A 21,028-nucleotide genomic window follows, 5' to 3' on the forward strand; every position below is an offset into this window, starting at 1 on the left:
CGACCGGACGTCTTCAAAGGCCTCAACCGTAGCGAATACTACGCTTTTCGGCCTTTTCATAGCCGGATCGCCTTTTCTGCTTCGCGCAGAATTCATGAATTTAATGAGTCTTGGCCCTAACTGTTCATAGAATCGAAGAAGTCGTTGTTACACTTGGTGTCTTTAATTTTGCCGCCCAGGAATTCCAGGGCGTCAACCACACCCATCGGATTAAGAATGCGGCGCAACACCCACATTTTGGACAAGGTGCCCTTATCGACCAGCAGTTCTTCCTTGCGGGTGCCCGACTTGGTGATGTCGATGCTCGGGAAAATACGCTTGTCGACCAGTTTCCTGTCGAGAATGATTTCCGAATTGCCGGTTCCCTTGAATTCCTCGAAAATAACCTCGTCCATGCGCGATCCGGTATCGACCAGCGCCGTGGCGACGATGGTCAACGAGCCGCCTTCCTCGATGTTGCGGGCGGCGCCGAAGAAGCGCTTGGGCTTTTGCAGGGCATTGGCGTCGACGCCGCCGGTGAGAACCTTGCCGGAAGAAGGAACGACCGTGTTGTAGGCGCGGGCCAGACGGGTAATCGAATCGAGGAGAATAACGACGTCGCGTTTGTGCTCGACCAGACGCTTGGCCTTGGCGATCACCATCTCCGCCACCTGCACATGGCGCGAAGCCGGCTCATCAAACGTTGAACTGATCACCTCGCCTTTAACCGAGCGCTCCATGTCCGTGACCTCTTCGGGCCGCTCGTCGATAAGAAGCACGATCAGATAACATTCCGGATGATTGGCGGCGATGGCGTGGGCGATGCTTTGAAGCATCATCGTCTTGCCGGTGCGCGGCGGCGCTACGATCAGCGCCCGTTGCCCCTTGCCGATGGGGGTGACCAGATCAATAACCCGCAAGGTCCAGTCCTTGATCGTCGGGTCTTCGACTTCCATCACCAGCCGCTCGTCGGGGTAAAGAGGCGTCAAATTGTCAAAGTTGGTGCGGTGGCGCACCTTGCCCGGATCCTCAAAATTAATGGAGTTTAGTTTGAGCAGGGCGAAATAACGCTCGCCGTCTTTCGGCGACCGGATCTGCCCTTCGACCGTGTCTCCGGTCCTCAGGCTGAAGCGCCGCACCTGGCTGGGCGATACATAGATATCATCGGGTCCGGGCAAATAATTGGCCTCGGGAGAGCGCAGGAACCCGAACCCGTCCTGGAGCACTTCCAGAACGCCGTCCCCGAAAATAGCGATATCGTTCTCGGCCATTTTCTTGAGGATGGCGAACAGCATTTCCTGCTTGCGCAGCGAACTTGCGTTCTCGATATCCAGCTCCTCGGCATAGGCGAGAAGCTCGGCGGCGGGCTTGGTCTTTAATTCATGGAGTCTCATGATGCGGTCTTATCGGTTGGGGGAAATGGAGAAAAAAGGCGGGGCGCGACGCCCGTTCGGATCGTTCTTCAAGACAGGAAAAGCCGGAGTGCTGTGATTATATTATTATTTCCGACGGGCGCAGGATCAACTAAACCTTTTCACAAGTCAAATAAAGAATTCCCAAAAAGCCGTAAATTACGGCTTTACGACGGCGAGGATGACAATGCCGATCATCAATGCCGTGGGAACTTCATTGATGAACCGATAAAACTTTTCCGAACATTTGTTGTTGTCGGCGGCGAAGTCGGCGACGCAGCGGGCCAGATACGCATGTGTCGCCAACAGCCCCGCCACGCATAGCAGTTTGGCGTGCAGCCAGCCCATGGCCCAGGCGGCGGCGGCGAGATCGGCCGATAACAAGCCGCCGAACAAAACCGACGACGCCATGGCGGGGTGCATTATCGCCTTCAGCAGCCGCCGCTCCATCACCTTGAACAGCGCCGACGACGGAGAATCAGGCTCAACCTGGGTATGATAAACAAACAGCCTCGGCAGGTAGAGAAGGCCCGCCATCCACGCGATGACGCTGATTATATGCAGGGCCTTTATCCATAAATAGGCGGTTCCGGATAATTCAAACATCGGCTAATCCGTGATAATCACTCATCGAGTTCATAAATGACTGCGGGGGCCAAGGCCACGAATATTATTGACTCCCCGTCGCCGCGCTTACTTCCGCCTGACCCTCGAACTGGGTTTTGATCCACGGATTAACGCGAATAATCATTCCCGGCGCTTTCCCCTCCTTGCCAAGGAGGCCGCCCGCTTCTTTTCCCCTCCTTACCAAGGAGGGGCAAGGGGAGGTTGCCGCCTATACTGTTTTATGGACCACAGAGGCTCAGAGACACAGAGGAGGATAGAGAGAAATAAAGAAAAAGCAGGAAGAAAACTTCGCTTAATCTTCTCTGCGCCTCTGTGTCAAAACACAGAAGCCGATAATTCCCTCTTCAAAAGGGGGCGGATTTTTTCAGAGTCATTTTTTACGACCGCCGGCATTATTCATGAGGGCAACGCCCACACTCGGCCGGACATAAACGACCATTGGTCCCTGAAATCAACTCTTGTTTTTTCATTGCCGCCCGCTCGACCATCCCGGCGAGGCCGTCGATGAATTCCGCCGCAGTCCCCACCGTCGCCACCCTGACATAGGCCGAGACGCCCCATTCCAGGGCCAATTCGCGGTATTCGATATCCAGTTCGACCAGGGTTTCCGAATGCTCGGAAACAAAAGCGATCGGGACCACGACCACAGGCTTTTGCTCGACGGCGGCGCGCTTCAGTTCGTCTGTCGTCGCCGGTCCGATCCACTCCATCGGCCCCACCTTGCTTTGGTAACAGACCACCCGGTCCAATGCCGGAATATTCAGGGCTTTGACCACGGCTTCGGCGGTGCGCTCCACCTGCCGGGCGTACGGATCGCCCCGTTCAACAACTTTTTTCGGCAGGCCGTGCGCCGAAAACAGAACCCTCGGTGCGCCGAAGCGGGAAGCTTCCTCGATCCCGGCGAGAACCGGCTTTCTTTGCGCCTCGATAAATCCCGGATCATCCGGATAGCAGCAGACCGCGTATGTCGGCGCGGCGATGCCGGCGGCGGCGGCGGCCCGGCGCCAGTCCTTCAGCGATGAGCCGGTAGTGGCGGTGGAAAATTGGGGATAGAGCGGCAAGAGGACAATTTCATCCGGATGGTACGACGCCACCTCGGCGGCGGCCTCGTCGCTGAACGGATGCCAATAGCGCATGGCGATGAACACCCGCGCCTCGCCTTTGGAGCGTAAACGCTCCTCCAGCGCTGCGGCCTGGTTCTTCGTCAGTTCGAGAAGCGGCGAGCGCCCGTTGATCTTTTCATAGATCCGGCGCGCCGTCGGCGCTCTTTTGCGTGAAATAAATTCGGCCAGAACCCGGCGTATCGGCTGCGGAGCGCCGATGATCGCCGGATCGTTAAAAAGATTAAAGAGAAACGGCCTGACGGACTCCGGCCGATCCGGGCCGCCCATGTTGAACAGAACGACAGCCAGTTTCGTCATCCATTTACCGGCTTTTCCACCCATGGATCAATTCCGCCAATCGCGCCACATTTTCCGGCGGCGTGAATTGTAAAATTCCATGGCCGAGGTTGAAGATGAACGGTCCCTTTGAAAATGTTTCAATAATCCGCTTTATTTCCGTTTCCATTTCAACGCCGCCCATGACCAGCAGGTGGTTATCCAGGTTACCCTGCACGGCGCAACGGCTTTGCAGTTCTTTCTTGGCCCATTGCAGGGGAATTGTGTCATCCAGGCTTACGCCGTCAACGCCGGTTTCATCAACAAAGTCTTTGTAGAGAACCCCGGCGTGGCGGGGAAAGCCGATGATCGGTGTCTTCGGATAAACCGATTTAATCCGCCTGACGATTTCAGCGGTCGGTTTGATCACCCAACGATGAAACTGGATTTCGCCGAGAACGCCGGACCAACTGTCAAATAATTGAATCGCTTCGGCGCCGTTTTTAATTTGCTCGATTAAATACCCGGCAGTGGCCTCAACCAGTAAATCGATGAGTTTTTGAAAATCATCAGGTGACTTATAGGCCCATGTTTTGGCGTTGCCGCAATCGGTTCCGCCACAGCCTTCCACCATGTAAACGGCAACCGTCCACGGCGATCCGGCAAATCCGATCAAAGTCGTTTCCTTCGGAATTTCACGGGAAAGACGGTTTACGGTCTCAAACACCGGCGCTAAATGATCGTTCACTCGGTTGATATCAAGCCTATTTAACCCTTCGACGGAACGAATAGGTTCAAGCGCCGGGCCTTGCCCTTCGATAAAATTCACCTTCTGCCCCAGGGCGTCGGGTATTACCAGAATATCGCTGAAAAGAATCGCCGCATCCATATGGTAACGACGCAACGGTTGGAGAGTCACTTCAACGGCAAGATCGGGGGTATAACAAAAATGGAGAAAATCTTTCGCATTTTTCCTTATTTCCCGATATTCAGGAAGATAACGACCAGCCTGACGCATCAGCCAGAAAGGCGGACGGGAAAGGACCTCGCCTTTCAAAGCGCGTAAAAAAAGCTTGTCCGTTTTTTCATCATTGCGACAAAGGGAAACAGGCGACATATTTATACAGGCCTTCTTCTAAAAGAATCTTATTATATATAAAAGATTAGTAGATGTTGTAATGCGGTAAAAAACGGGGATTACAAGTTATCCATAGATTATCAAGACATAAAATAATTATTAAAACCGGAATTTTTTTAAGGTGATTATTTCGGTCATGTCAGGCAAATTTAATCATGAAAACCCCGCTTTGTTTCATATTATATAATAATGTGAAAGGTGGGGAAAAAATAACGGCGCTTCCGGTATGTTCAGAATATTACAGGTTTATGTATTATATTTTTTGCCTCGGTATAAAAAATGAAAAAAATATAAGATTATGGAGATCGAATCGAGGCAATTTTTAAAATCAAAAGTTATCCACAATTCTTCCCGAAGTTATGAGAGAATAGTAATATTATGAAAGAATACCATTTTCACTTGATTTCCGATTCAACGGGGGAGACGGTTTTGACTGCGACCCGCGCCAGTCTGGCGCGATTTAAAAGCGTAAACAGCGTCGAACATATCTGGTCGATGGTTCGCAATAAAATTCAGATGCAAAAGGTTGTTGACGGCATAAATAAAAATCCGGGATTTGTTATTTTTACCTTTGTTAACAGTGAATTGAGGAAAATTCTGGAAGACGAATGTCGTAAAATAGACATGCCCTGCGTTTCTCTGCTTGATCCGATTATCGCCAATCTGGGAAATTTTCTTGATGCGGAAACCCATACCCGTCCCGGAAAACAACATGTCATGGACGCGGAGTATTTCAGCCGCATAGAAGCGGTTCACTTCGCCTTGAATCATGACGACGGACAATCGACATCGACCATCAATCAGGCTGATGTCATCATTCTCGGCGTTTCGCGCACTTCGAAAACGCCGACCTGCATTTATCTTGCCAATCGCGGGATCAAAGCGGCGAACATTCCGCTTGTTCCCGGCAGTTTGTTGCCGCCGGAAGTGATCGAGGCGACGACGCCGATAATTATCGGACTTGTCAATGATCCCAAGCGTCTCGTGCAGATTCGCCGGAATCGGTTACGGTTTCTCAAACAGGATGAGTCAACGGATTATATCGATATCGATACGGTGATAAAAGAAATCAACGAATCCCGTAAATTGTTCACCAGATATAACTGGCCGGTAATCGATGTTACCCGCAGGTCCATTGAGGAAGTCGCCGCCATGATCATTCAGTTGCATAAACAACACAGGAATCATTTAACTGGTTGATGAAAAAACCATACGATCCGGGGTCTTGGGGTGGCCTGTCAGTCATTCTCTTTCGCCGCGCCTGCACGGATATTGGCTGAATGAATATGGCGTCAACGGCTCGTATGAGCCGCTGGCGGCGCCGCCGGAAAATTTTGCCCGAATGATGCGGATGCTGTCTGATGACGGCTTCGCCGGCGCCAATGTCACCGTGCCTTACAAAGAAGAAGCCCTGAAATATATCGATGAAATCGATGGTCAGGCGCGGCGGACAGGCGCGGTTAATACGATTATCGTTCAAGCCGACGGTCGTCTTTTAGGCCGCAACACGGATGGCTTCGGGTTTCTGGAGAACTTGAAATCAAACGCCCCTTCGTGGTCGCCGGCGCAAGGACCGGCGGTCGTCATCGGCGCCGGCGGCGCCGCCCGCGCGGTGTGCGCGGCTTTGATCGATTCCGGAGTTCCCGAACTGCGGTTGATCAATCGCACCCGTTTGCGGGCGGAGACGACGGCTGAACATATCGGCGGCCCGATCAGGATTTATTCATGGGAAGAAAGAGCGACGGCTCTTGACGGCGCCGCCCTTCTCGTCAATGCGACAACGATGGGGATGACCGGCAAACCTCCGCTGGAGCTTGATCTTTCGCGGCTGCCGGTCAAGGCCGTCGTCAACGATATTGTTTATTCCCCTTTAGCGACGCCCTTGCTGGAAAGCGCGAACAGGCGCGGCAATCTTGCGGTTGACGGTCTTGGAATGCTGCTGCATCAGGCGCGGCCGGGCTTTGCCGCCTGGTTCGGCGTCGAGCCGCAAGTCACCGCCGGCCTGCGCGCCCATGTATTGCAGGGTCTTTAATGGTTATCCTGGGCCTCACCGGATCCATCGGCATGGGAAAGAGCGCGGTTTCCGGCATTTTTCGGCGGCTGGGCGTTTTGGTGTACGACGCCGACAAAGCGGTTCACGAGGCGCAGGCCGGCGGCGGGGCGGCGGCGGCGGCGATTGAGGCGGCTTTTCCCGGCGTCGCGCAAAATGGAATAATTGACCGCCAAGCCCTGGCCGAGCGGGTGATCGGGGACGAAGCGGCGTTGAAACGGCTTGAAGACATTCTCCATCCGGTGGTTCGCCGCCGTGAGCGGCAGTTTCTGCGCGACGCCGCCTTGCGGAAATGTCCTCTGGTGGTTCTTGAAATACCGTTGCTGTTTGAAACCGGCGGCCAGACGCGCTGTGACGCGGTTATCGTCGTGTCGGCGCCGTCTTTTGTTCAGGAGGCGAGGGTTCTGGCGAGACCCGGCATGACCCGCGAACGGCTGGCGTTTTTTCGCTCGCGCCAAATGCCGGATGCCGTTAAACGGCAAAAAGCCGATTTTGTCATCGCCACCGGAGCGGGTCGCGCTTTCACCTGGCGCGAGGTGAAGAAGATCGTCAAAATGATGCGGGGGGTGCGCGGGTCGAAGTGGTTGTTTTCGGGGAAAATCAATGCGTGAAATAGCTCTCGATACGGAAACTACGGGATTGAACTACGGCGGCGATGACCGGATCGTCGAAATCGGCGGCGTCGAGTTGCTTAATCACATAGCCACCGGGCGCACCTTTCAATGTTATGTGAATCCCGAACGGGACGTGCCGGAGGGCGCCTTCAGGGTGCATGGCCTGTCCCGGGAATTTTTGTCGAAACACTCGGCCTTCGCCGATGTCGCCGACGGATTTCTGGAGTTTATCGGAGATTCCGTGCTGGTGATTCACAATGCCGGATTTGACCTGGGGTTCATAAACGCCGAACTGAAACGCCTCGGGCGGGCGGAACTGCCGATGGAACGGGTCATTGACACCGTGAAACTTGCCCGCAACAAGTTTCCGGGCGCCCAGGCCAATCTGGATGCGTTATGCCGCCGCTTTGCCATTGATGTCAGTGACCGCGAGTTGCACGGCGCTCTCAAGGACGCCCGGTTGCTGGCGGCGGTTTATCTGGAGCTTGTCGGCGGACGGCAACCGGACCTGGAGCTGGCGGCGATCAGACAGACCGCCGAAGTCATTGCCGGGCGGCAGACGCCGCGTCCGCCGCGTTTGTATGCTCCCACGCCCGAAGAAGAGGCGGCGCATGCGAACTTTCTCGAAAAACTGGATTCGCCTGTTTGGCGGCGTTAGAGCACTATCCGACCAAATTGAATCATCTGCGTTGCGCATTGGCGAGGCGATCCGCAAGACGCGCCGTGAAGAGCGATGCAAAAGCATCGGTCGAACGGCGCAACGAAGCGGGCGTCCGCCAATGCGTAACCCGAAGGGCCGGGGTCTTTTTCGGCGTGGGTTTGTCAAAGGGCTTGCCCGTAGTGTACGCTACGAGCCGCGCCCTTTTCCTGCCCGCGCCAAAAAATACCTCCGGCGCAGGCGGTTTAATTTGGTCGGATAATGCTCTAATTTACGGAAGGTGAGCCTTCTTTACGCGCCGGCGTTTCCTGGCGGTTTTTGAACATATTAACGAAGTCGATCGGCCCCAGCATAAGCGGCGGGAAACCGCCGTCGCGTGAAGAATCGGCGATGATGTTGCGGGCGAACGGGAACAACAGGCGCGGACATTCGATCAGAAGAACGGCCTGGATATGTTCGGGCGGCACATTGAGGCTGAAAACGCCGCCATAGACCAGTTCCTGGATGAAGGCGATTTTTTCTCCGACCTTGCATTCGGAAGTGATATGCAAAACGACTTCAAAGGCGTTGTTATGAAGCGGCTGCGCCCTGACATCGATATTGATGGAAATGTCCGGCTGCTGTTTTTGCATATCCGTAAAAATATGAGGAGCGTTAGGGGCCTCAAACGAAAGGTCCTTGATATACTGGGCATTAATAATGACCGGCGGCGGCGCGTCGCTCTTGGCGGAAACGTTGGAAACATTCCTGCCGGGAACTTCTGCCGTAACTGCGGCGGCGGCGACCGGCTTCTTTTCGTCCGGTTTCTTTTTGGCGGGTTTTTTTGGTTTCTTTTCAGTCATCATTCGTCTTCCGGTGCATAAGCGTATGGTGAGCTATCATGGATTGTCGTTCAAAACAACTATTTCAAACCAGGGAGACTGATTCAGAGCGAGCGGCGCGGACAAGGGCGGCGTCAAGCGTCGCCAGGGCGAGGCCTTTTCGCCGCGCCAATTCCAGGTAAGCGGCATCATATACCGACAGACGGTGCGTTCGCGCCAGGCGAAGAACCTCTCCTTCCTGCGGCGATCTATCCAAGATTACTCCCAGGCGGGACAGATCACGCAGAAAGGCGGCGCTGTCGGCCTCGGTCAGCCTTTTGCGGCGCTCATTCACCACCAGAATATTACGCACTTCAAACCACCACAGGCTCGGCGCTGTCGCTTCGTCCGTGCGGATGCGGACAAGAGCAAGATCGGCCTGTGGATGATCTTCGTCATGAAAAGCCCAGCAGGCTGTGATCGAGGCGTCGATGACGAAGGGCATCAGGGTTTCCGGCCTTCATTGCGGGCTGACAGTATTTCTTCCGTCGTGATCGAGGCGGCGCAGCGGCGGCGCGCCGCAATGTCGGCAATGGCTTTGTCAACTTCCTCTTGCCGGCGGTCGTGTTCCGGAACCAGTCTGGCGATAGAGCGACCGTGCCGGGTGATGATCAGGGTTTCGCCGTGCTCGACGTCATCAAGCAGTTGGGAAAGATGGGCTTTGGCCTCGGACGCCTGGATTTCACGCATGGCTGAAACTTTAACCGGTTAAATTAACCGGTTAATAATCGTCTTGAATATATCGATATGTCAATGACGAAAAAACCGCCGCGCTTGCTCTCTTGGTCAAGAAGGCCTATCTAAGCCTGAGAACCTTTTAACTCCGGTCGGGGGATGACGTGGATCAGCAAGTCGTGGGCGACGGCTTTCAGATAATAGACATCGTTTTTTTTGCCATGATTGCGGTCTTTCTGGTCCTGCGGTTGCGGAGCGTCCTCGGTCGTCGCGACGGCTATGAAGAAGGCAATCGCGGCGTCTTTCCGGCGGCGCGCTCCAAGGCGCAGCCCAAGGCGCCGCCCAAGGGACAGCCGAAAAAACAGTCACGGGATAATGTGGTCAAGTTGCCTGCTCGCGGAGCTTTCGGCGCTGATGATGACCTCGCGTCGGAAATCGATGAAGAAGCCGCTGCGGAAGAAAGCCCTTTGGCCGCCGGGTTCAAAAAAATCAAAAAGGCCGATTCCCGATTTGATCAGGAGGAATTTGTTTCCGGCGCCAAGATTGCCTTTGAAATAATTCTCAACGCCTATGCCGCCGGAGAAATCAAGGTTCTGAAACCGATGCTCAATGCCGAGGTCTTCGGCAATTTCACCCAGTCGATCAAGGATCGTGAACAGGCCAAGGAGACTCTTGAGGAAACGCTTGTCGGCATCAAGAAGGCGGAGGCCCTGGAAGCGTATATGGAAGACTCGGTCGCCCATATAACCATCAAGTTCGTCAGCGACCAGATCAACGCGACCCGTGACGAAAAAGGCGAAGTCATCAGCGGCAACCCCGACTATGTCGCCGAGATAACCGATTTCTGGACCTTTGCCCGTGATACAAAGTCCCGTGATCCCAACTGGTTGCTGGTCGCCACCCGCAGCCTTGATTAGACGGTTGCCGTCCGCCGCCGTCGTTATCGCCGCCGTTGCCGCGTGCGCTCCCGTCGCGCCGCCGCCCCCTCCCGGCGAAGCCAGGCTTAATCTGACCCGCTCAACCTTTTCCATGCTTCCCGGATGGGCGGAGGATGCTCATTTTGCGGCGCTGCCGGCGCTGGTTCGTTCCTGCGCCTTGCCGGCGACGTTGCCGGACGGCCGCCGGTTCAACGTCGGCGGGTCGGGGGAAACGGTAGCCGACTGGAAGCAGGCGTGCGCCGCCGCCGGGCGGGTTCCCGAGGGGGACAGCCGGGCGGCCCGTTCATATTTCGAGACCTGGTTTACGCCTTTTCTGGCGGCGGACAGGGAGAATCCGCAAGGATTGTTCACGGGCTATTACGAGGCGGAACTGCATGGTTCGCGGACCCGGCACGGACGTTATCAAACGCCCGTTTATTCCTTGCCGGCAAAAGCGACGACGGAAACCCGCGCCGGGATCGAAGGGGGGGCGTTGGCGGGCAAGGGCCTGGAACTGCTGTGGGCGGACGACCCGGTGGATGTTTTCTTTCTCCATGTGCAGGGGTCCGGGCGCGTGGTTATGGAAGACGGCCAAACGGTGCGCCTGGGATTCGCCGGGCGTAACGGCCATGCCTATGTGTCCATCGGCCATGAGTTTGTGAAAAGCGGCGTCATGCCCAAGGATCAGGTTTCCATGCAGGCCATTCGCGCCTGGCTGTATGCCCATCCGCAACAGAGCGCCGAAATGATGGCTCGCAATCCGTCTTACATTTTTTTCAGGGAGATCAAGGGCGAGGGGCCGATCGGCGCCCAGGGGGTCGCCTTGACGCCGGGGCGCAGCCTTGCCGTTGACAAGCAATTCATCCCCTTCGGATTGCCGGTGTGGCTGGACACCACCGATCCGATGAATCCGGCCAAGCCGTTGCGTCGTCTGGTCGTCGCCCAGGATACCGGCGGCGCCATCAAGGGGCCGGTGCGCGGCGATCTGTTTTGGGGATTCGGCGCCGCCGCCGCTGAAAAAGCCGGGGAGATGAAACAATCCGGTCGTTATTTCCTGTTGCTTCCGAAAAGCGCGGCCCCATGACGGGGAAAAAGTCGAAAACAACCGCCGGCCCTGAAGATGATGATTTATGGCAAAGGGTGACCGCCGGCGTTAAGCCGCTTTGCGGTCGAAAAAAGGCCGTAACTGCGGATGTGGCGGCGATCAAGCGGACAAAACCCCCGTGTGTTTCGCCTGCGATCATTAAACTGCCGCCGAATCCCCCCGCTCCCGGCGGCGATGCGCCGCCCGCCGCCGATTGGCGCACCGCCCGCCGCCTGAAAAAGGGCAAGACCTCCATCGAGGCGCGGGTTGACCTGCACGGCATGACCCAACATCAGGCTCATGGCGCACTGGCGGATTTTATCGCAAAATCTTACGATTCGGGGCGGCGTTGCGTGCTGGTGATCACCGGCAAGGGGCGAGGCGGCTTGTCGGCGGGCGTGTTGCGTTCAGGGGTTCCGAGATGGCTTAATCAGTCGCCCAACCGCGAAAAGATCATCAGCCTCACCCAGGCCGCCTCCCGCGACGGCGGCGACGGCGCGCTTTATGTGCTGTTAAAGAAAAAGCGGTGATCAACGCGAGAGGACAAAACCCGCCGGATCGTCGTTCCACGGATTGAAGACGGCGACGCCGCTGATCCGGCCCCAGACCGCGACCTTCGGGTCACAGCCGGGACGGGCGAGTTCGGAGATCACGTTGGTGTCCGGCAGTCCCCCGATCACAGGGCGATCTCGCGACCGCGATCCGGCTCGCGGCGGATGTCGATCTCGGCGAGCGCCGTGCCCTGCAGGAAATCGACCAGAGACTGTTCGGGGCGCTCCGCCGGCAGCAGCCGTTTCAGTTCATCCACGGCGATGACCACAACGGCGTCCTTGCCGCGACAGGTCACCCGTTGGGGACCCTCCTCGCGGGCCAGCCTGACGACCTCGCTGAATCGCGCCTTGGCGTCTTCCAGCTTCCAGGCGTGGAGACTGCGAACCGCCGTCCTTTCAATGCTGAAGCGGACTCCCTGATCTTTTTGCGCTCTCTTGCGTCCGGCAAGGGCCTTTTCCTTGACGCTCATAACCGTCTCCATAAACGGACCAGCTGGTCAGATAATGCGCCTTTCGGATGACTGCGGCAAGATGAACATGAAGAACCGGCGTCTCTCCGCCTTGGTAGTCTACCGTTGGGCGCGGTCGGCGACGTGGTATTTTATGTGTTTTGGCCACAGAGGCACAGAGGCGCAGAGAAGATCAAGCGAAGTTTTCTTTCCGCTTTTTTTTAATTCTTCTCTGTGTCTCTGAGCCTCTGTGTTTCATGAAATGGTGTTTTATTTAATCAGAGCAATATCTCGCGACGGCGGCGATGGGGCGTTCTATGCGTGATCAAAGAATGAATTTGCTGAGGTCGGAGTTTTCGGCCAGTTTGCTGACTTTATCGCGCACATATTCGGCGTTGATGGCGAGAGATTCGCCGCTGCGTTCGGAGGCGTTGAAGCTGATGTCCTCGACCAGCTTTTCCATTACCGTTTGCAGGCGGCGGGCGCCGATGTTTTCGACGCTGCCGTTGATTTTCGCCGCCAGATCGGCGATCTCGGTGACGGCGTCGTCGGTGAATTCCAGGGTCACGTCCTCCACGCCCATCAGGGCGATATATTGCTTGATCAGGCTGGCCTCCGGCTCGGTGAGGATGCGGATGAAGTCATCGCGGGTCAGCGCCTTCAACTCGACGCGGATAGGCAGGCGTCCCTGCAATTCGGGCAGCATGTCCGAAGGCTTGGCCAGATGAAAAGCGCCGGAGGCGATGAACAGGATATGGTCCGTCCTGACGGAGCCGCGCTTGGTCGAGACCGTCGTGCCTTCGATCAGCGGCAGCAGGTCGCGTTGCACGCCTTCGCGGCTGACGTCGGCGCCGATTCTCTCGGAGCGTCCGGTAATCTTGTCGATTTCGTCAATAAAGACGATGCCGTTGTTTTCCACCTCCTCGATGGCGACGCGGATCACCTTTTCCTTGTCCAGCAACTTGTCGGCTTCCTCGGTGGTCAGCACGTTATAGGATTCGGCGACGGTCATGCGCTTGGGCTTTAACGAGCCTTGTCCGAAGGCCTTGCTCATGATCTCGTTGAGGTTGATCATGCTCATCTGCGAACCCGGCATGCCGGGGATGTCGATGGTCGGCATGCCCATGGCGCCGGAGCCGGAATCGGCGATGGGGATTTCGATTTCCTTGTCGTTGAGGTCGCCGGCGCGTAATTTCTTGCGGAATTTTTCGCGGGTGTCTTTGCCGGCGCTGTCGCCGACCAGGGCGTCAAGCACTCTTTCCTCGGCCAGCAGCTCCGCCTTCGCCGTCATTTGCTTGCGCATGCGCTCGTTGACCAGATGAACGGCGATTTCCACCAGATCGCGGATGATCTGTTCGACATCGCGGCCGACGTAGCCGATTTCGGTAAACTTGGTGGCTTCCACCTTGATAAACGGCGCCTGGGCAAGGTTGGCGAGGCGACGCGCAATCTCGGTTTTGCCGACGCCGGTGGGTCCGATCATCAGGATATTCTTGGGCAGCACTTCTTCGCGCATGTTATCGTCAAGCTGCTGGCGCCGCCAGCGGTTGCGAAGGGCGATGGCGACGGCGCGTTTGGCGTCGTCCTGGCCGACGATGTAGCGGTCCAGTTCGGAGACGATCTCACGCGGCGTGAAGCTGGTGGCGTCGGGGATGCTCATAAGGACTCAATGGTGACGGAGGTGTTGGTGTAAACGCAGATTCCGGCGGCGACGGCCATGGCCTGACGGGCGATCTGCTCGGCGTCCAGGCCTTTTTGGCCGAACAGGGCGCGCGCCGCCGCCAGCGCGTAATTGCCGCCGGAGCCGATGCCGATCAGTCCGTCCTCCGGCTCCAGAACGTCGCCGGTGCCGGTAAGCACCAGGGAGATGTCTTTGTCGGCGACCGCCATCATCGCTTCAAGGCGGCGCAGATAGCGGTCGGTGCGCCAGTCCTTGGCCATTTCCACGCAGGCGCGGGTAAGCTGGCCGGGATACTGTTCAAGCTTTCCTTCCAGGCGCTCCAGCAGGGTGAAGGCGTCGGCGGTGGCGCCGGCGAAACCGACGATCACCGAATCATTGGAAAGACGGCGCACTTTCCTGGCGTTGGCCTTGATGATGGTGTTGCCCAGACTCACCTGACCGTCGCCGGCGATGACTACCTTTTTATCTTTGCGTACGGCCAGAATGGTGGTGCCGTGCCAGCTCTGTTCATTGTCTTTGGTCATGATCGCCGACTATACCCCAGCATTGATATCTGGCGAATCAAAAAACATCCTGCTACAAGTTCCTTCAAAGGAGGCCGTCATGCGCAGGGCCGGCGTTGAACGTAATACTAACGAGACCAAAATCAAGGTCGCCGTCAATCTGGACGGCTCGGGGAGCTATGACATCGCAACGGGCGTCGGCTTCCTTGACCATATGCTGGAACAGCTTTCGCGCCACAGCCTGATTGACCTTGAGGTAAAAGCCGAAGGCGATCTTCACATCGATTCCCATCACACTACCGAGGACGTGGGCATCGCCATCGGCGAGGCGGTGGCCAAGGCGCTGGGCGACCGCAAGGGAATCACCCGTTACGGAAGCGCCATGGCGCCCATGGACGAGGCCCTGACGCGAGTGGCGCTGGACGCTTCCATGCGCCCTTATCTGGTGTGGAAGGTTGTGTTTGTCCGCGACAAACTGGGCGGAATGGACACCGAACTGTTCAAGGAATGGTTCCGGGCGTTCACCCAGGCGGCGGGGATTACCCTGCATGTGGAAACCCTGTACGGCGACAATAACCATCATATTGTCGAGTCCTGTTTCAAGGGCTTGGCGCGCGCCCTGCGCCAGGCGGTGGAGATTGATCCGCGCAAGCCCGACGAGGCGCCTTCCACCAAGGGCGTCCTTGGCGGCTCGCTATGAGTCCGTCATGCAGATTTACACCGTTCACTTAAAGCGTTTCGACCCGCTGGCCGATTTTGTGCTGGTCAAGGAAGGGTTCAGTTGGCCCGGCTTTTTCCTGTCGGCGCTGTGGGCGTTATGGCATCGTTTGTGGTGGGCGGCGCTGATGCTGGCGGCGGCGAATCTGGCGGTGAGCCTGCTGTCGTCAATGCCGGATTTGAATCCGTTTGCCCAGGCGGCGATGTCGCTGGGCTTCGCCGCAGCGGTCGGCTTCATCGCCAACGATCTTCGGCGGTGGACGCTGAAACGTAGTGGATATGTCATTGAGGCGGTGGTTTCCGGGCAAAGTCTTGAGGATGCCGAGCGGCGCTTCCTCGACGGATCGCCGGAGTTGTTAATTACGCCGGCGGCGAAAGCCCGGTCGTGAACGTCGCCATTATCGACTACGGCTCGGGTAATTTGCGCTCCGCCGCCAAGGCCTTCGAGCGCGCCGCCGCCGAGGCCGGTCTGAAAACCGGGATTGTCGTGACCGGCGCCGCCGCCGATCTTGACGCCGCCGATCATATCGTGCTGCCCGGCGTCGGCGCTTTCGCCGACTGCAAGAAAGGCCTGACGGCCCTGCCCGGCATGATCGAAGCCCTGGAGCGGGCTGTTATCAGGAACGGCAGGCCGTTTCTCGGCATTTGCGTCGGCATGCAACTGATGGCGACGGTCGGCCTTGAACATGGACGGCATGACGGTCTGGGGTGGATTAAAGGCGAGGTCGTCCCGCTTAAGCTGGCGGACGCGACATTAAAAATCCCTCACATGGGCTGGAATGAATTGAATTTTTCTTCGAATCATCCGTTTTTCAAGGGGGCGGCGCCGGGAGTGCATGTCTATTTCGTTCACGGCTACGGATTCGTCGCCGCCGATCCGGCGATGGTGTTGGCGCATACCGATTACGGCGGGGAAGTCAGCGCCGTTATCGGACGCGACAACATGATCGGCGTCCAGTTTCACCCGGAAAAAAGTCAGGCGACGGGGCTTAAACTGATCACCAACTTTCTTGAATGGCGGCCATAATGATTTTTTTTCCCGCCATTGATCTCAAGAACGGACAGTGCGTGCGGCTGGTTCGCGGCGATATGGAACAGGCCACGGTGTTCAGCGACGATCCCGCCGGACAGGCCGCTGTTTTTTCTTCGGCCGGCTGTCGCTGGCTGCACATGGTCGATCTTGACGGCGCTTTCGCCGGGCGTCCGGTCAACGACGGAGCGGTGAAGTCCATCCTGGCAACGGTAAAGATCAAGGTGCAGCTCGGCGGCGGCATTCGCGATCTGGCGACGGTTGCGTTCTGGCTGGACAAGGGGGTAAGCCGGGTGATTCTGGGGACGGCGGCTCTGCGCGATCCCGGACTGGTCAAGGAAGCCTGCCGCCGCTATCCGGGGCGGGTGGCGGTCGGCATTGACGCCAGGGAGGGCCTGGTCGCCGTCGAGGGCTGGGCCGAGGTTTCGACGATCAAGGTTCTCGATCTGGCGTTGAAATTCGAAGACGCCGGCGTCGCCGCCATCATCTATACCGACATCGGTCGCGACGGCGCCATGGAAGGCCCCAATATCGCCGCCGTTGCGGCGCTGGCCGGGGCGATTTCAACGCCGGTGATCGCTTCGGGGGGGGTGTCTTCGATGGATGACCTGAAAAAGCTCAAGGATGAAGCGCCGATGATCGAGGGGGTGATCAGCGGCCGCGCCGTTTATGACGGGCGGATCGATCCGGCGGCCGCCGTCGCCGCGCTGGAGGGGTCATGCTGAAGGTCAGGATCATCCCTTGTCTGGACGTTAAGGGGGGCCGCGTCGTCAAAGGCGTCAACTTTGTCGATCTGGCCGACGCCGGCGATCCGGTGGAACAGGCCCGCATCTACGACCGCGAAGGGGCCGACGAGCTGACTTTCCTCGACATCACCGCCAGTCACGAGAACCGCGAAACGATCTTTGACGTGGTGGGGCGCACCGCCGAGGAATGTTTCATGCCGTTGACGGTCGGCGGCGGGGTGCGCGCCCTGGACGATATCCGCAGGCTGCTGCTCGCCGGCGCCGACAAGGTTTCCATCAATACGGCGGCGGTGAAGCGTCCCGAGTTCGTGCGCGAGGCGGCGGAAAAATTCGGCAGTCAGTGCATCGTCGTTTCCATCGACGCCAGGACCGTCGGCGACGGGCGTCACGAGATTTTTACCCACGGCGGACGCAACCCGACCGGCATTGACGCCATTTTGTGGTCAAAACGCATGGCCGAGTACGGCGCCGGGGAGATTTTACTGACCTCCATAGATCATGACGGCGCCAAAAAAGGTTTCAATATCGGGTTGACTCGGGCTATAGCCGACGCCGTGCCCGTGCCTGTGATCGCTTCCGGCGGCGTCGGGACCCTGGATCATCTGGTCGAAGGCGTGGTTGACGGTCATGCTTCGGCGGTTCTGGCGGCCTCGATTTTTCATTTCGGAACCTTTACCATCGGTCAGGCCAAGGCTTATATGAAGGCGGCGGGAGTCCCCGTGCGCTATGAACCTGAAGGATAACAGATGGCGGATAAACCGGTCGATATTACCGTTGTGGAGCGTGTGTTCGAGGTAGTAAAGAGCCGTCGCGGCGGCGATCCCAAAGTATCCTATTCGGCCAAGTTGTTCGCCAGGGGAAGGGGAAAGATCGCCCAGAAGCTGGGCGAGGAGGCGGTGGAAACCATCATCGCGGCGCTGGAAGGATCATCCGAGGAGGTGGTCAGCGAAAGCGTCGATCTGCTGTTTCATTTGCTGCTGCTGTGGGTCGATGTCGGCGTCAAGCCCAAAGAGGTCTGGGCGGAACTGGCGCGCCGCGAGGGCTTTTCGGGCCTGGACGAGAAAAAGATAAAAGGCGGGAAACATGAAAAATAGGGGGCCTGAAGGTTATGGCATATGACGCAAAAAACATTTTTGCCAAAATTCTTCGCGGCGAAATCCCCTGCGCCAAGGTTTACGAGGATGACTTCGCGCTGGCCTTCAACGACATCAATCCCCAGGCCCCTGTGCATGTGCTGGTGATTCCCAAGGGGCCTTATGCGTCCATGGATGATTTTTCAGCCGACGCAACCGAGGCCGAGGCCGCCGGTTTCTGGCGCGCCGTCGCAACGACGGCGCGGGAATTGGGCCTGAACAAGGGCGGTTACCGCATCCTCGCCAACAACGGGCGCGACGCCAACCAGGAAGTCCCCCATTTTCATGTCCATATCTTCGCCGGCCGCAACCTGGGGCCGATGCTGACGCGGTAGGGTATGGGGCGCCGCCTACTAAACCGATATCAGTTCAAAAACAGCTTGGCAAATACGGCGGCGGTCAGAGTCAGGTTAAAGCCTACCATCCATTTGATAAGACGATTGTCGCATTTCAGTTCAGTGATCATTGTACTCATGCCCCGAATATAAGCCCGGACGAACAAAAAGTCCAACCGCAGAATATCGTTATTCGGGTGACGCCGACCGAGTGTGTATCAAGCGGGTGGAGAAGAATTAACATGCCGCAGATGGACACGGATCAACGCGGATAATGCCGGCGACCATTGGCATTACCCTCCATCATGACTTCGCGTCTTTGCGTGAAACATGGTCGGTCACGCGAAGGCGCAAAGGCGCGACGCCAACCGGGAAGTCCCCCATTTTCATGTCCACATCTTCGCCGACCGCAACCTGGGGGCGATGCCGGCGCGGTAGGGTCAATAAAGATTTTTTAACCACAGAGGCGCAGAGGCACGGAGAAGGCAAGAGAAAATTTAAGCGCGTTTCGTGCAATTTGAGAAAAGTTTTTTCTTTCTTTTCTGTGCCTCTGCGCCTCTGTGGTTAACCTGATCTATCCATAGCTCAAGCCATTTGATCAGTGCACAAAAAGGAAATGAATCGTCAATAAAAAAAAAGGGGGGGGAGAGGGCGGCTGTTTCCCTCTCCCCCTTGCCGGTCGCCGGGGGGTAAGCGCGGCGGCCGGCATTGAGACCTTAAGCGGCGATCTTTTTGCATTCCTTTATGCACATCAGGCAGGATTCCGCGCAGTTCCTGCAGGCGACATGAAGATCGGCATGTTTGCGGCATTCCGCTTCGCAGGCGGAGCATACATCGATGCACAGCTTGGCCAGCGCGGCGATATAGGGCGATTCGAGGGCGGCGAATTGGGCCAGCGTTTGGCTTATGGCAATCGTCTGCTCGACCAGTCTGGCGCAATCGGCGAGGCTTGCGTCCCCTTTCTTGAAGGTGATGAGACAGTGGTTGATGCAGGCCTGCCCCATGCTCACGCAGTGCAGGGCGGCGTCGGCCAGCGCCTGGTATTTGTTGGCGCTGTGGTCCATATGGCCCATCGCCGGTTCCGCCGCTGCGGCCTTCCCGGATATCGTCGCGGCGGCGATCAGGGCGCCGGCCCCGGCCAGCACGTTTCTTCTGTTTACCAGGCCGTCTTCAACAAGTTTCTTGTTCATAGGGGGCATTCCTTTCTTCAGTCATGTTGCCGTGAATTATTGCTTGGGGCCGTGCATTGTTTCGTGCATCTTGTCGTGGTCCATCATCGGTGAATGGCCCATCGAGCCGACTTCCATCACCGTGACCCGCACTTCGACCTGACCGGCTTTCTCGAAGGTGAGAGTCATCGGAAAGATTGTTCCCGGAACGAGGGGTTTTTCGAGGTCCATCATCATGATGTGGAGTCCGCCGGGCTTCAGCATCGAAGGCTCGCCGGGGTTGATCTCGATGGCTTTGACCGGCCGCATCTTGGCTATGCCGTCTTCCGTTATGTTGTTGTGCAGTTCGGTCTTCTTGGCGGTTGGAGCGGCGGCGGCGATCAGGCGATCAACGTCGTGGCCGTTATTGACTATCTGCATCAGGTAGGCGGCGCCGTTCCTGGCGTTGCCGGCCGAGGCCCGCGCCCAGGGATTGCTGATCGTCAGGTCGCCGATTTTGAAATCTTCCGCCGAGGCCGGGGCGACCGGCAGCAGCGTCGCGGTCAGTATCAATGCTAAAAATCCATACTTCATATTCGTACTCCCTGGTTTATGAATGGCCGATAAACTTTTGAATTTCGGCGGCTATTTTCTCGGGTCCGGAGCCGCGTTCAAAGCTGAACAACGCCTTGCCGTCGGGGCCGGACAGATAGATGGTCGAGGTGTGGCCCATGTAATAGGTATCGGGGTCGTTATCTTCATCGCCCAGTTTGACGTATTGCGCCCGATAGGCTTTGGCGGCGGCGGCAATTTGTCCCTGCGTTCCGGTAAGGCCGACCATCCGGGGATGGAAGTTCTCCACATAGCCTTTCAGATGTTCGGGGGTGTCGCGTTCGGGATCGACGGTGATGAAAATGGGGACTACCTCGGCGCCGGCCTCGCCCAGGATGTTCAGCGCCTCGGCGATTGCCGTCAGCTCGGTGGGACAGATATCCGGACAGGATGTGTAGCCGAAGAAGGCGAGAATATAGCGGCCCCGATAATCCTTGTCGGTTACCGCGCGCCCGGTATGATCGACCAGTGAAAAGGCTTTGCCGTCGGGGATGCCGGCAAGAATCACATAGGCCAATGCCCCCAGCGCCAGCGCTCCTCCCCCGAAGGCAAGGATGACAGTCGCCGTAGATGACTTGTTGCGGGCTTTCGCGGTCGTCAAACCGAATATCCTTTTGAGAGGTTCGTTCGCAGCATATGATGCGGGTTTGCGGCGAAATCATGGCGGCGATGTGCCGTGATCTCTGCCTGAAGAAAATATGGTTTTATGGACCACAGAGGCTCAGAGACA

27 protein-coding genes are annotated in these 21,028 nt (G+C 57.3%); 14 read left to right on the forward strand and 13 right to left on the reverse strand.

The genetic code is table 11. The annotated features are described in order from the left end of the window. Positions 1-116 precede the first annotated feature (116 nt). From A3H92_02610 to A3H92_02625, 4 genes are all read right to left on the reverse strand, one after another. Positions 117-1,373 (reverse strand): transcription termination factor Rho, encoded by a 1,257-nt coding sequence (locus A3H92_02610; GenBank protein OHC75584.1) that lies wholly within the window; start codon positions 1,371-1,373, stop codon positions 117-119. Positions 1,374-1,550: 177 nt separating this feature from the next. Next, positions 1,551-1,997: a TIGR00701 family protein gene (locus A3H92_02615; GenBank protein ID OHC75585.1), complete on the reverse strand. Its 447-nt coding sequence runs from the start codon at positions 1,995-1,997 to the stop codon at positions 1,551-1,553. Positions 1,998-2,410: 413 nt separating this feature from the next. After that, a complete protein-coding gene (locus A3H92_02620) occupies positions 2,411-3,439 on the reverse strand; it encodes a ferrochelatase (protein OHC75586.1) in 1,029 nt (342 codons plus the stop codon). Between the two features lie 4 nt (positions 3,440-3,443). Then, on the reverse strand, positions 3,444-4,514 hold the full coding sequence (locus tag A3H92_02625) for a uroporphyrinogen decarboxylase (protein ID OHC75587.1): 1,071 nt from the start codon (positions 4,512-4,514) through the stop codon (positions 3,444-3,446). Positions 4,515-4,913: 399 nt separating this feature from the next. Between A3H92_02625 and A3H92_02630 the strand changes: the two genes are divergently transcribed. The 4 genes from A3H92_02630 to A3H92_02645 are packed head-to-tail and all read left to right on the forward strand — an operon-like array spanning position 4,914 to position 7,857. Next, entirely contained in the window at positions 4,914-5,735 is an 822-nt protein-coding gene (locus A3H92_02630; protein ID OHC75588.1) for a phosphoenolpyruvate synthase regulatory protein, read from the forward strand. Further along, complete coding sequence (locus tag A3H92_02635) at positions 5,728-6,567, forward strand: shikimate dehydrogenase (protein OHC75589.1); 840 nt, start codon at positions 5,728-5,730, stop codon at positions 6,565-6,567. Before A3H92_02630 ends, A3H92_02635 begins: the two co-directional genes overlap by 8 nt. Then, complete coding sequence (locus A3H92_02640; GenBank protein ID OHC75590.1) at positions 6,567-7,196, forward strand: dephospho-CoA kinase; 630 nt, start codon at positions 6,567-6,569, stop codon at positions 7,194-7,196. The genes A3H92_02635 and A3H92_02640 overlap by 1 nt, the downstream gene beginning before the upstream one ends. Next, the gene (locus tag A3H92_02645; GenBank protein ID OHC75591.1) at positions 7,189-7,857 is read left to right on the forward strand and encodes a DNA polymerase III subunit epsilon; all 669 of its coding nucleotides are present in this window, start codon (positions 7,189-7,191) and stop codon (positions 7,855-7,857) included. Before A3H92_02640 ends, A3H92_02645 begins: the two co-directional genes overlap by 8 nt. A 266-nt stretch (positions 7,858-8,123) precedes the next feature. On the opposite strand, the gene A3H92_02650 is transcribed toward A3H92_02645, so the two are convergent. The 3 genes from A3H92_02650 to A3H92_02660 all read right to left on the reverse strand — a co-directional run bounded on the left by A3H92_02650 (position 8,124) and on the right by A3H92_02660 (position 9,407). After that, entirely contained in the window at positions 8,124-8,558 is a 435-nt protein-coding gene (locus A3H92_02650; GenBank protein OHC75747.1) for a protein-export chaperone SecB, read from the reverse strand. Positions 8,559-8,763: 205 nt separating this feature from the next. Continuing rightward, a complete protein-coding gene (locus A3H92_02655; GenBank protein OHC75592.1) occupies positions 8,764-9,162 on the reverse strand; it encodes a twitching motility protein PilT in 399 nt (132 codons plus the stop codon). Further along, positions 9,162-9,407, reverse strand: a complete 246-nt coding sequence (locus A3H92_02660; protein ID OHC75593.1) for a prevent-host-death family protein — start codon at positions 9,405-9,407, stop codon at positions 9,162-9,164. Before A3H92_02660 ends, A3H92_02655 begins: the two co-directional genes overlap by 1 nt. Before the next feature lie 164 nt (positions 9,408-9,571). On the opposite strand from A3H92_02660, the gene A3H92_02665 reads away from it, so the two are divergent. The 3 genes from A3H92_02665 to A3H92_02675 are packed head-to-tail and all read left to right on the forward strand — an operon-like array spanning position 9,572 to position 11,923. Continuing rightward, positions 9,572-10,309, forward strand: a complete 738-nt coding sequence (locus tag A3H92_02665) for a hypothetical protein (GenBank protein OHC75748.1) — start codon at positions 9,572-9,574, stop codon at positions 10,307-10,309. Then, positions 10,305-11,393, forward strand: a complete 1,089-nt coding sequence (locus A3H92_02670; GenBank protein OHC75749.1) for a murein transglycosylase — start codon at positions 10,305-10,307, stop codon at positions 11,391-11,393. The genes A3H92_02665 and A3H92_02670 overlap by 5 nt, the downstream gene beginning before the upstream one ends. Continuing rightward, the gene (locus A3H92_02675) at positions 11,390-11,923 is read left to right on the forward strand and encodes a hypothetical protein (protein ID OHC75594.1); all 534 of its coding nucleotides are present in this window, start codon (positions 11,390-11,392) and stop codon (positions 11,921-11,923) included. The genes A3H92_02670 and A3H92_02675 overlap by 4 nt, the downstream gene beginning before the upstream one ends. 146 nt (positions 11,924-12,069) lie before the next feature. Here A3H92_02675 and A3H92_02680 read toward each other — a convergent pair whose 3' ends face one another. The 3 genes from A3H92_02680 to A3H92_02690 form a co-directional block, all read right to left on the reverse strand. Beyond that, positions 12,070-12,345, reverse strand: a complete 276-nt coding sequence (locus tag A3H92_02680) for a prevent-host-death protein (GenBank protein OHC75750.1) — start codon at positions 12,343-12,345, stop codon at positions 12,070-12,072. Positions 12,346-12,718: 373 nt separating this feature from the next. Beyond that, positions 12,719-14,053, reverse strand: a complete 1,335-nt coding sequence (locus tag A3H92_02685) for an HslU--HslV peptidase ATPase subunit (protein ID OHC75595.1) — start codon at positions 14,051-14,053, stop codon at positions 12,719-12,721. Then, a complete protein-coding gene (locus A3H92_02690; GenBank protein OHC75596.1) occupies positions 14,050-14,598 on the reverse strand; it encodes an HslU--HslV peptidase proteolytic subunit in 549 nt (182 codons plus the stop codon). Before A3H92_02690 ends, A3H92_02685 begins: the two co-directional genes overlap by 4 nt. Positions 14,599-14,677: 79 nt before the next feature. On the opposite strand from A3H92_02690, the gene A3H92_02695 reads away from it, so the two are divergent. Genes A3H92_02695 through A3H92_02725 form a run of 7 tightly spaced genes read left to right on the forward strand, consistent with a single transcriptional unit; the run spans position 14,678 to position 18,538 of the window. Continuing rightward, complete coding sequence (locus tag A3H92_02695) at positions 14,678-15,277, forward strand: imidazoleglycerol-phosphate dehydratase (GenBank protein OHC75597.1); 600 nt, start codon at positions 14,678-14,680, stop codon at positions 15,275-15,277. A gap of 7 nt (positions 15,278-15,284) precedes the next feature. Then, on the forward strand, positions 15,285-15,683 hold the full coding sequence (locus A3H92_02700) for a hypothetical protein (protein OHC75598.1): 399 nt from the start codon (positions 15,285-15,287) through the stop codon (positions 15,681-15,683). Further along, positions 15,680-16,321: an imidazole glycerol phosphate synthase, glutamine amidotransferase subunit gene (locus tag A3H92_02705; GenBank protein ID OHC75599.1), complete on the forward strand. Its 642-nt coding sequence runs from the start codon at positions 15,680-15,682 to the stop codon at positions 16,319-16,321. Before A3H92_02700 ends, A3H92_02705 begins: the two co-directional genes overlap by 4 nt. Continuing rightward, on the forward strand, positions 16,321-17,049 hold the full coding sequence (locus tag A3H92_02710; protein ID OHC75751.1) for a 1-(5-phosphoribosyl)-5-[(5-phosphoribosylamino)methylideneamino]imidazole-4-carboxamide isomerase: 729 nt from the start codon (positions 16,321-16,323) through the stop codon (positions 17,047-17,049). The genes A3H92_02705 and A3H92_02710 overlap by 1 nt, the downstream gene beginning before the upstream one ends. Continuing rightward, complete coding sequence (locus A3H92_02715; GenBank protein OHC75600.1) at positions 17,043-17,813, forward strand: imidazole glycerol phosphate synthase subunit HisF; 771 nt, start codon at positions 17,043-17,045, stop codon at positions 17,811-17,813. Before A3H92_02710 ends, A3H92_02715 begins: the two co-directional genes overlap by 7 nt. Positions 17,814-17,816: 3 nt before the next feature. After that, positions 17,817-18,164, forward strand: coding sequence for a phosphoribosyl-ATP diphosphatase (locus A3H92_02720; GenBank protein OHC75601.1), 348 nt, complete (start codon positions 17,817-17,819; stop codon positions 18,162-18,164). A gap of 14 nt (positions 18,165-18,178) precedes the next feature. Then, positions 18,179-18,538: a histidine triad nucleotide-binding protein gene (locus A3H92_02725; protein ID OHC75602.1), complete on the forward strand. Its 360-nt coding sequence runs from the start codon at positions 18,179-18,181 to the stop codon at positions 18,536-18,538. 716 nt (positions 18,539-19,254) lie between these two features. Here A3H92_02725 and A3H92_02730 read toward each other — a convergent pair. From A3H92_02730 to A3H92_02740, 3 genes are read right to left on the reverse strand one after another with little or no spacing between them, the layout of a single operon-like run. Continuing rightward, positions 19,255-19,728, reverse strand: coding sequence for a hypothetical protein (locus A3H92_02730; protein ID OHC75603.1), 474 nt, complete (start codon positions 19,726-19,728; stop codon positions 19,255-19,257). 36 nt (positions 19,729-19,764) lie between these two features. Beyond that, positions 19,765-20,280, reverse strand: a complete 516-nt coding sequence (locus A3H92_02735; GenBank protein ID OHC75604.1) for a hypothetical protein — start codon at positions 20,278-20,280, stop codon at positions 19,765-19,767. 16 nt (positions 20,281-20,296) lie between these two features. Then, a complete protein-coding gene (locus tag A3H92_02740; GenBank protein ID OHC75605.1) occupies positions 20,297-20,899 on the reverse strand; it encodes a hypothetical protein in 603 nt (200 codons plus the stop codon). Positions 20,900-21,028 lie beyond the last annotated feature (129 nt).

The organism is Rhodospirillales bacterium RIFCSPLOWO2_02_FULL_58_16 (genome assembly GCA_001830425.1).
Lineage (GTDB): Bacteria > Pseudomonadota > Alphaproteobacteria > Rhodospirillales > 2-02-FULL-58-16 > 2-02-FULL-58-16.

Bases quoted from the DNA above. Each gene is read 5' to 3' on its own strand.
- A3H92_02610 (OHC75584.1), bottom strand. From the start codon at position 1,373: ATGAGACTCCATGAATTAAAGACCAAGCCCGCCGCCGAGCTTCTCGCC.
- A3H92_02615 (OHC75585.1), bottom strand. From the start codon at position 1,997: ATGTTTGAATTATCCGGAACCGCCTATTTATGGATAAAGGCCCTGCAT.
- A3H92_02620 (OHC75586.1), bottom strand. From the start codon at position 3,439: ATGACGAAACTGGCTGTCGTTCTGTTCAACATGGGCGGCCCGGATCGG.
- A3H92_02625 (OHC75587.1), bottom strand. From the start codon at position 4,514: ATGTCGCCTGTTTCCCTTTGTCGCAATGATGAAAAAACGGACAAGCTT.
- A3H92_02630 (OHC75588.1), top strand. From the start codon at position 4,914: ATGAAAGAATACCATTTTCACTTGATTTCCGATTCAACGGGGGAGACG.
- A3H92_02640 (OHC75590.1), top strand. From the start codon at position 6,567: ATGGTTATCCTGGGCCTCACCGGATCCATCGGCATGGGAAAGAGCGCG.
- A3H92_02645 (OHC75591.1), top strand. From the start codon at position 7,189: ATGCGTGAAATAGCTCTCGATACGGAAACTACGGGATTGAACTACGGC.
- A3H92_02655 (OHC75592.1), bottom strand. From the start codon at position 9,162: ATGCCCTTCGTCATCGACGCCTCGATCACAGCCTGCTGGGCTTTTCAT.
- A3H92_02660 (OHC75593.1), bottom strand. From the start codon at position 9,407: ATGCGTGAAATCCAGGCGTCCGAGGCCAAAGCCCATCTTTCCCAACTG.
- A3H92_02675 (OHC75594.1), top strand. From the start codon at position 11,390: ATGACGGGGAAAAAGTCGAAAACAACCGCCGGCCCTGAAGATGATGAT.
- A3H92_02685 (OHC75595.1), bottom strand. From the start codon at position 14,053: ATGAGCATCCCCGACGCCACCAGCTTCACGCCGCGTGAGATCGTCTCC.
- A3H92_02690 (OHC75596.1), bottom strand. From the start codon at position 14,598: ATGACCAAAGACAATGAACAGAGCTGGCACGGCACCACCATTCTGGCC.
- A3H92_02695 (OHC75597.1), top strand. From the start codon at position 14,678: ATGCGCAGGGCCGGCGTTGAACGTAATACTAACGAGACCAAAATCAAG.
- A3H92_02700 (OHC75598.1), top strand. From the start codon at position 15,285: ATGCAGATTTACACCGTTCACTTAAAGCGTTTCGACCCGCTGGCCGAT.
- A3H92_02710 (OHC75751.1), top strand. From the start codon at position 16,321: ATGATTTTTTTTCCCGCCATTGATCTCAAGAACGGACAGTGCGTGCGG.
- A3H92_02715 (OHC75600.1), top strand. From the start codon at position 17,043: ATGCTGAAGGTCAGGATCATCCCTTGTCTGGACGTTAAGGGGGGCCGC.
- A3H92_02720 (OHC75601.1), top strand. From the start codon at position 17,817: ATGGCGGATAAACCGGTCGATATTACCGTTGTGGAGCGTGTGTTCGAG.
- A3H92_02725 (OHC75602.1), top strand. From the start codon at position 18,179: ATGGCATATGACGCAAAAAACATTTTTGCCAAAATTCTTCGCGGCGAA.
- A3H92_02730 (OHC75603.1), bottom strand. From the start codon at position 19,728: ATGAACAAGAAACTTGTTGAAGACGGCCTGGTAAACAGAAGAAACGTG.
- A3H92_02735 (OHC75604.1), bottom strand. From the start codon at position 20,280: ATGAAGTATGGATTTTTAGCATTGATACTGACCGCGACGCTGCTGCCG.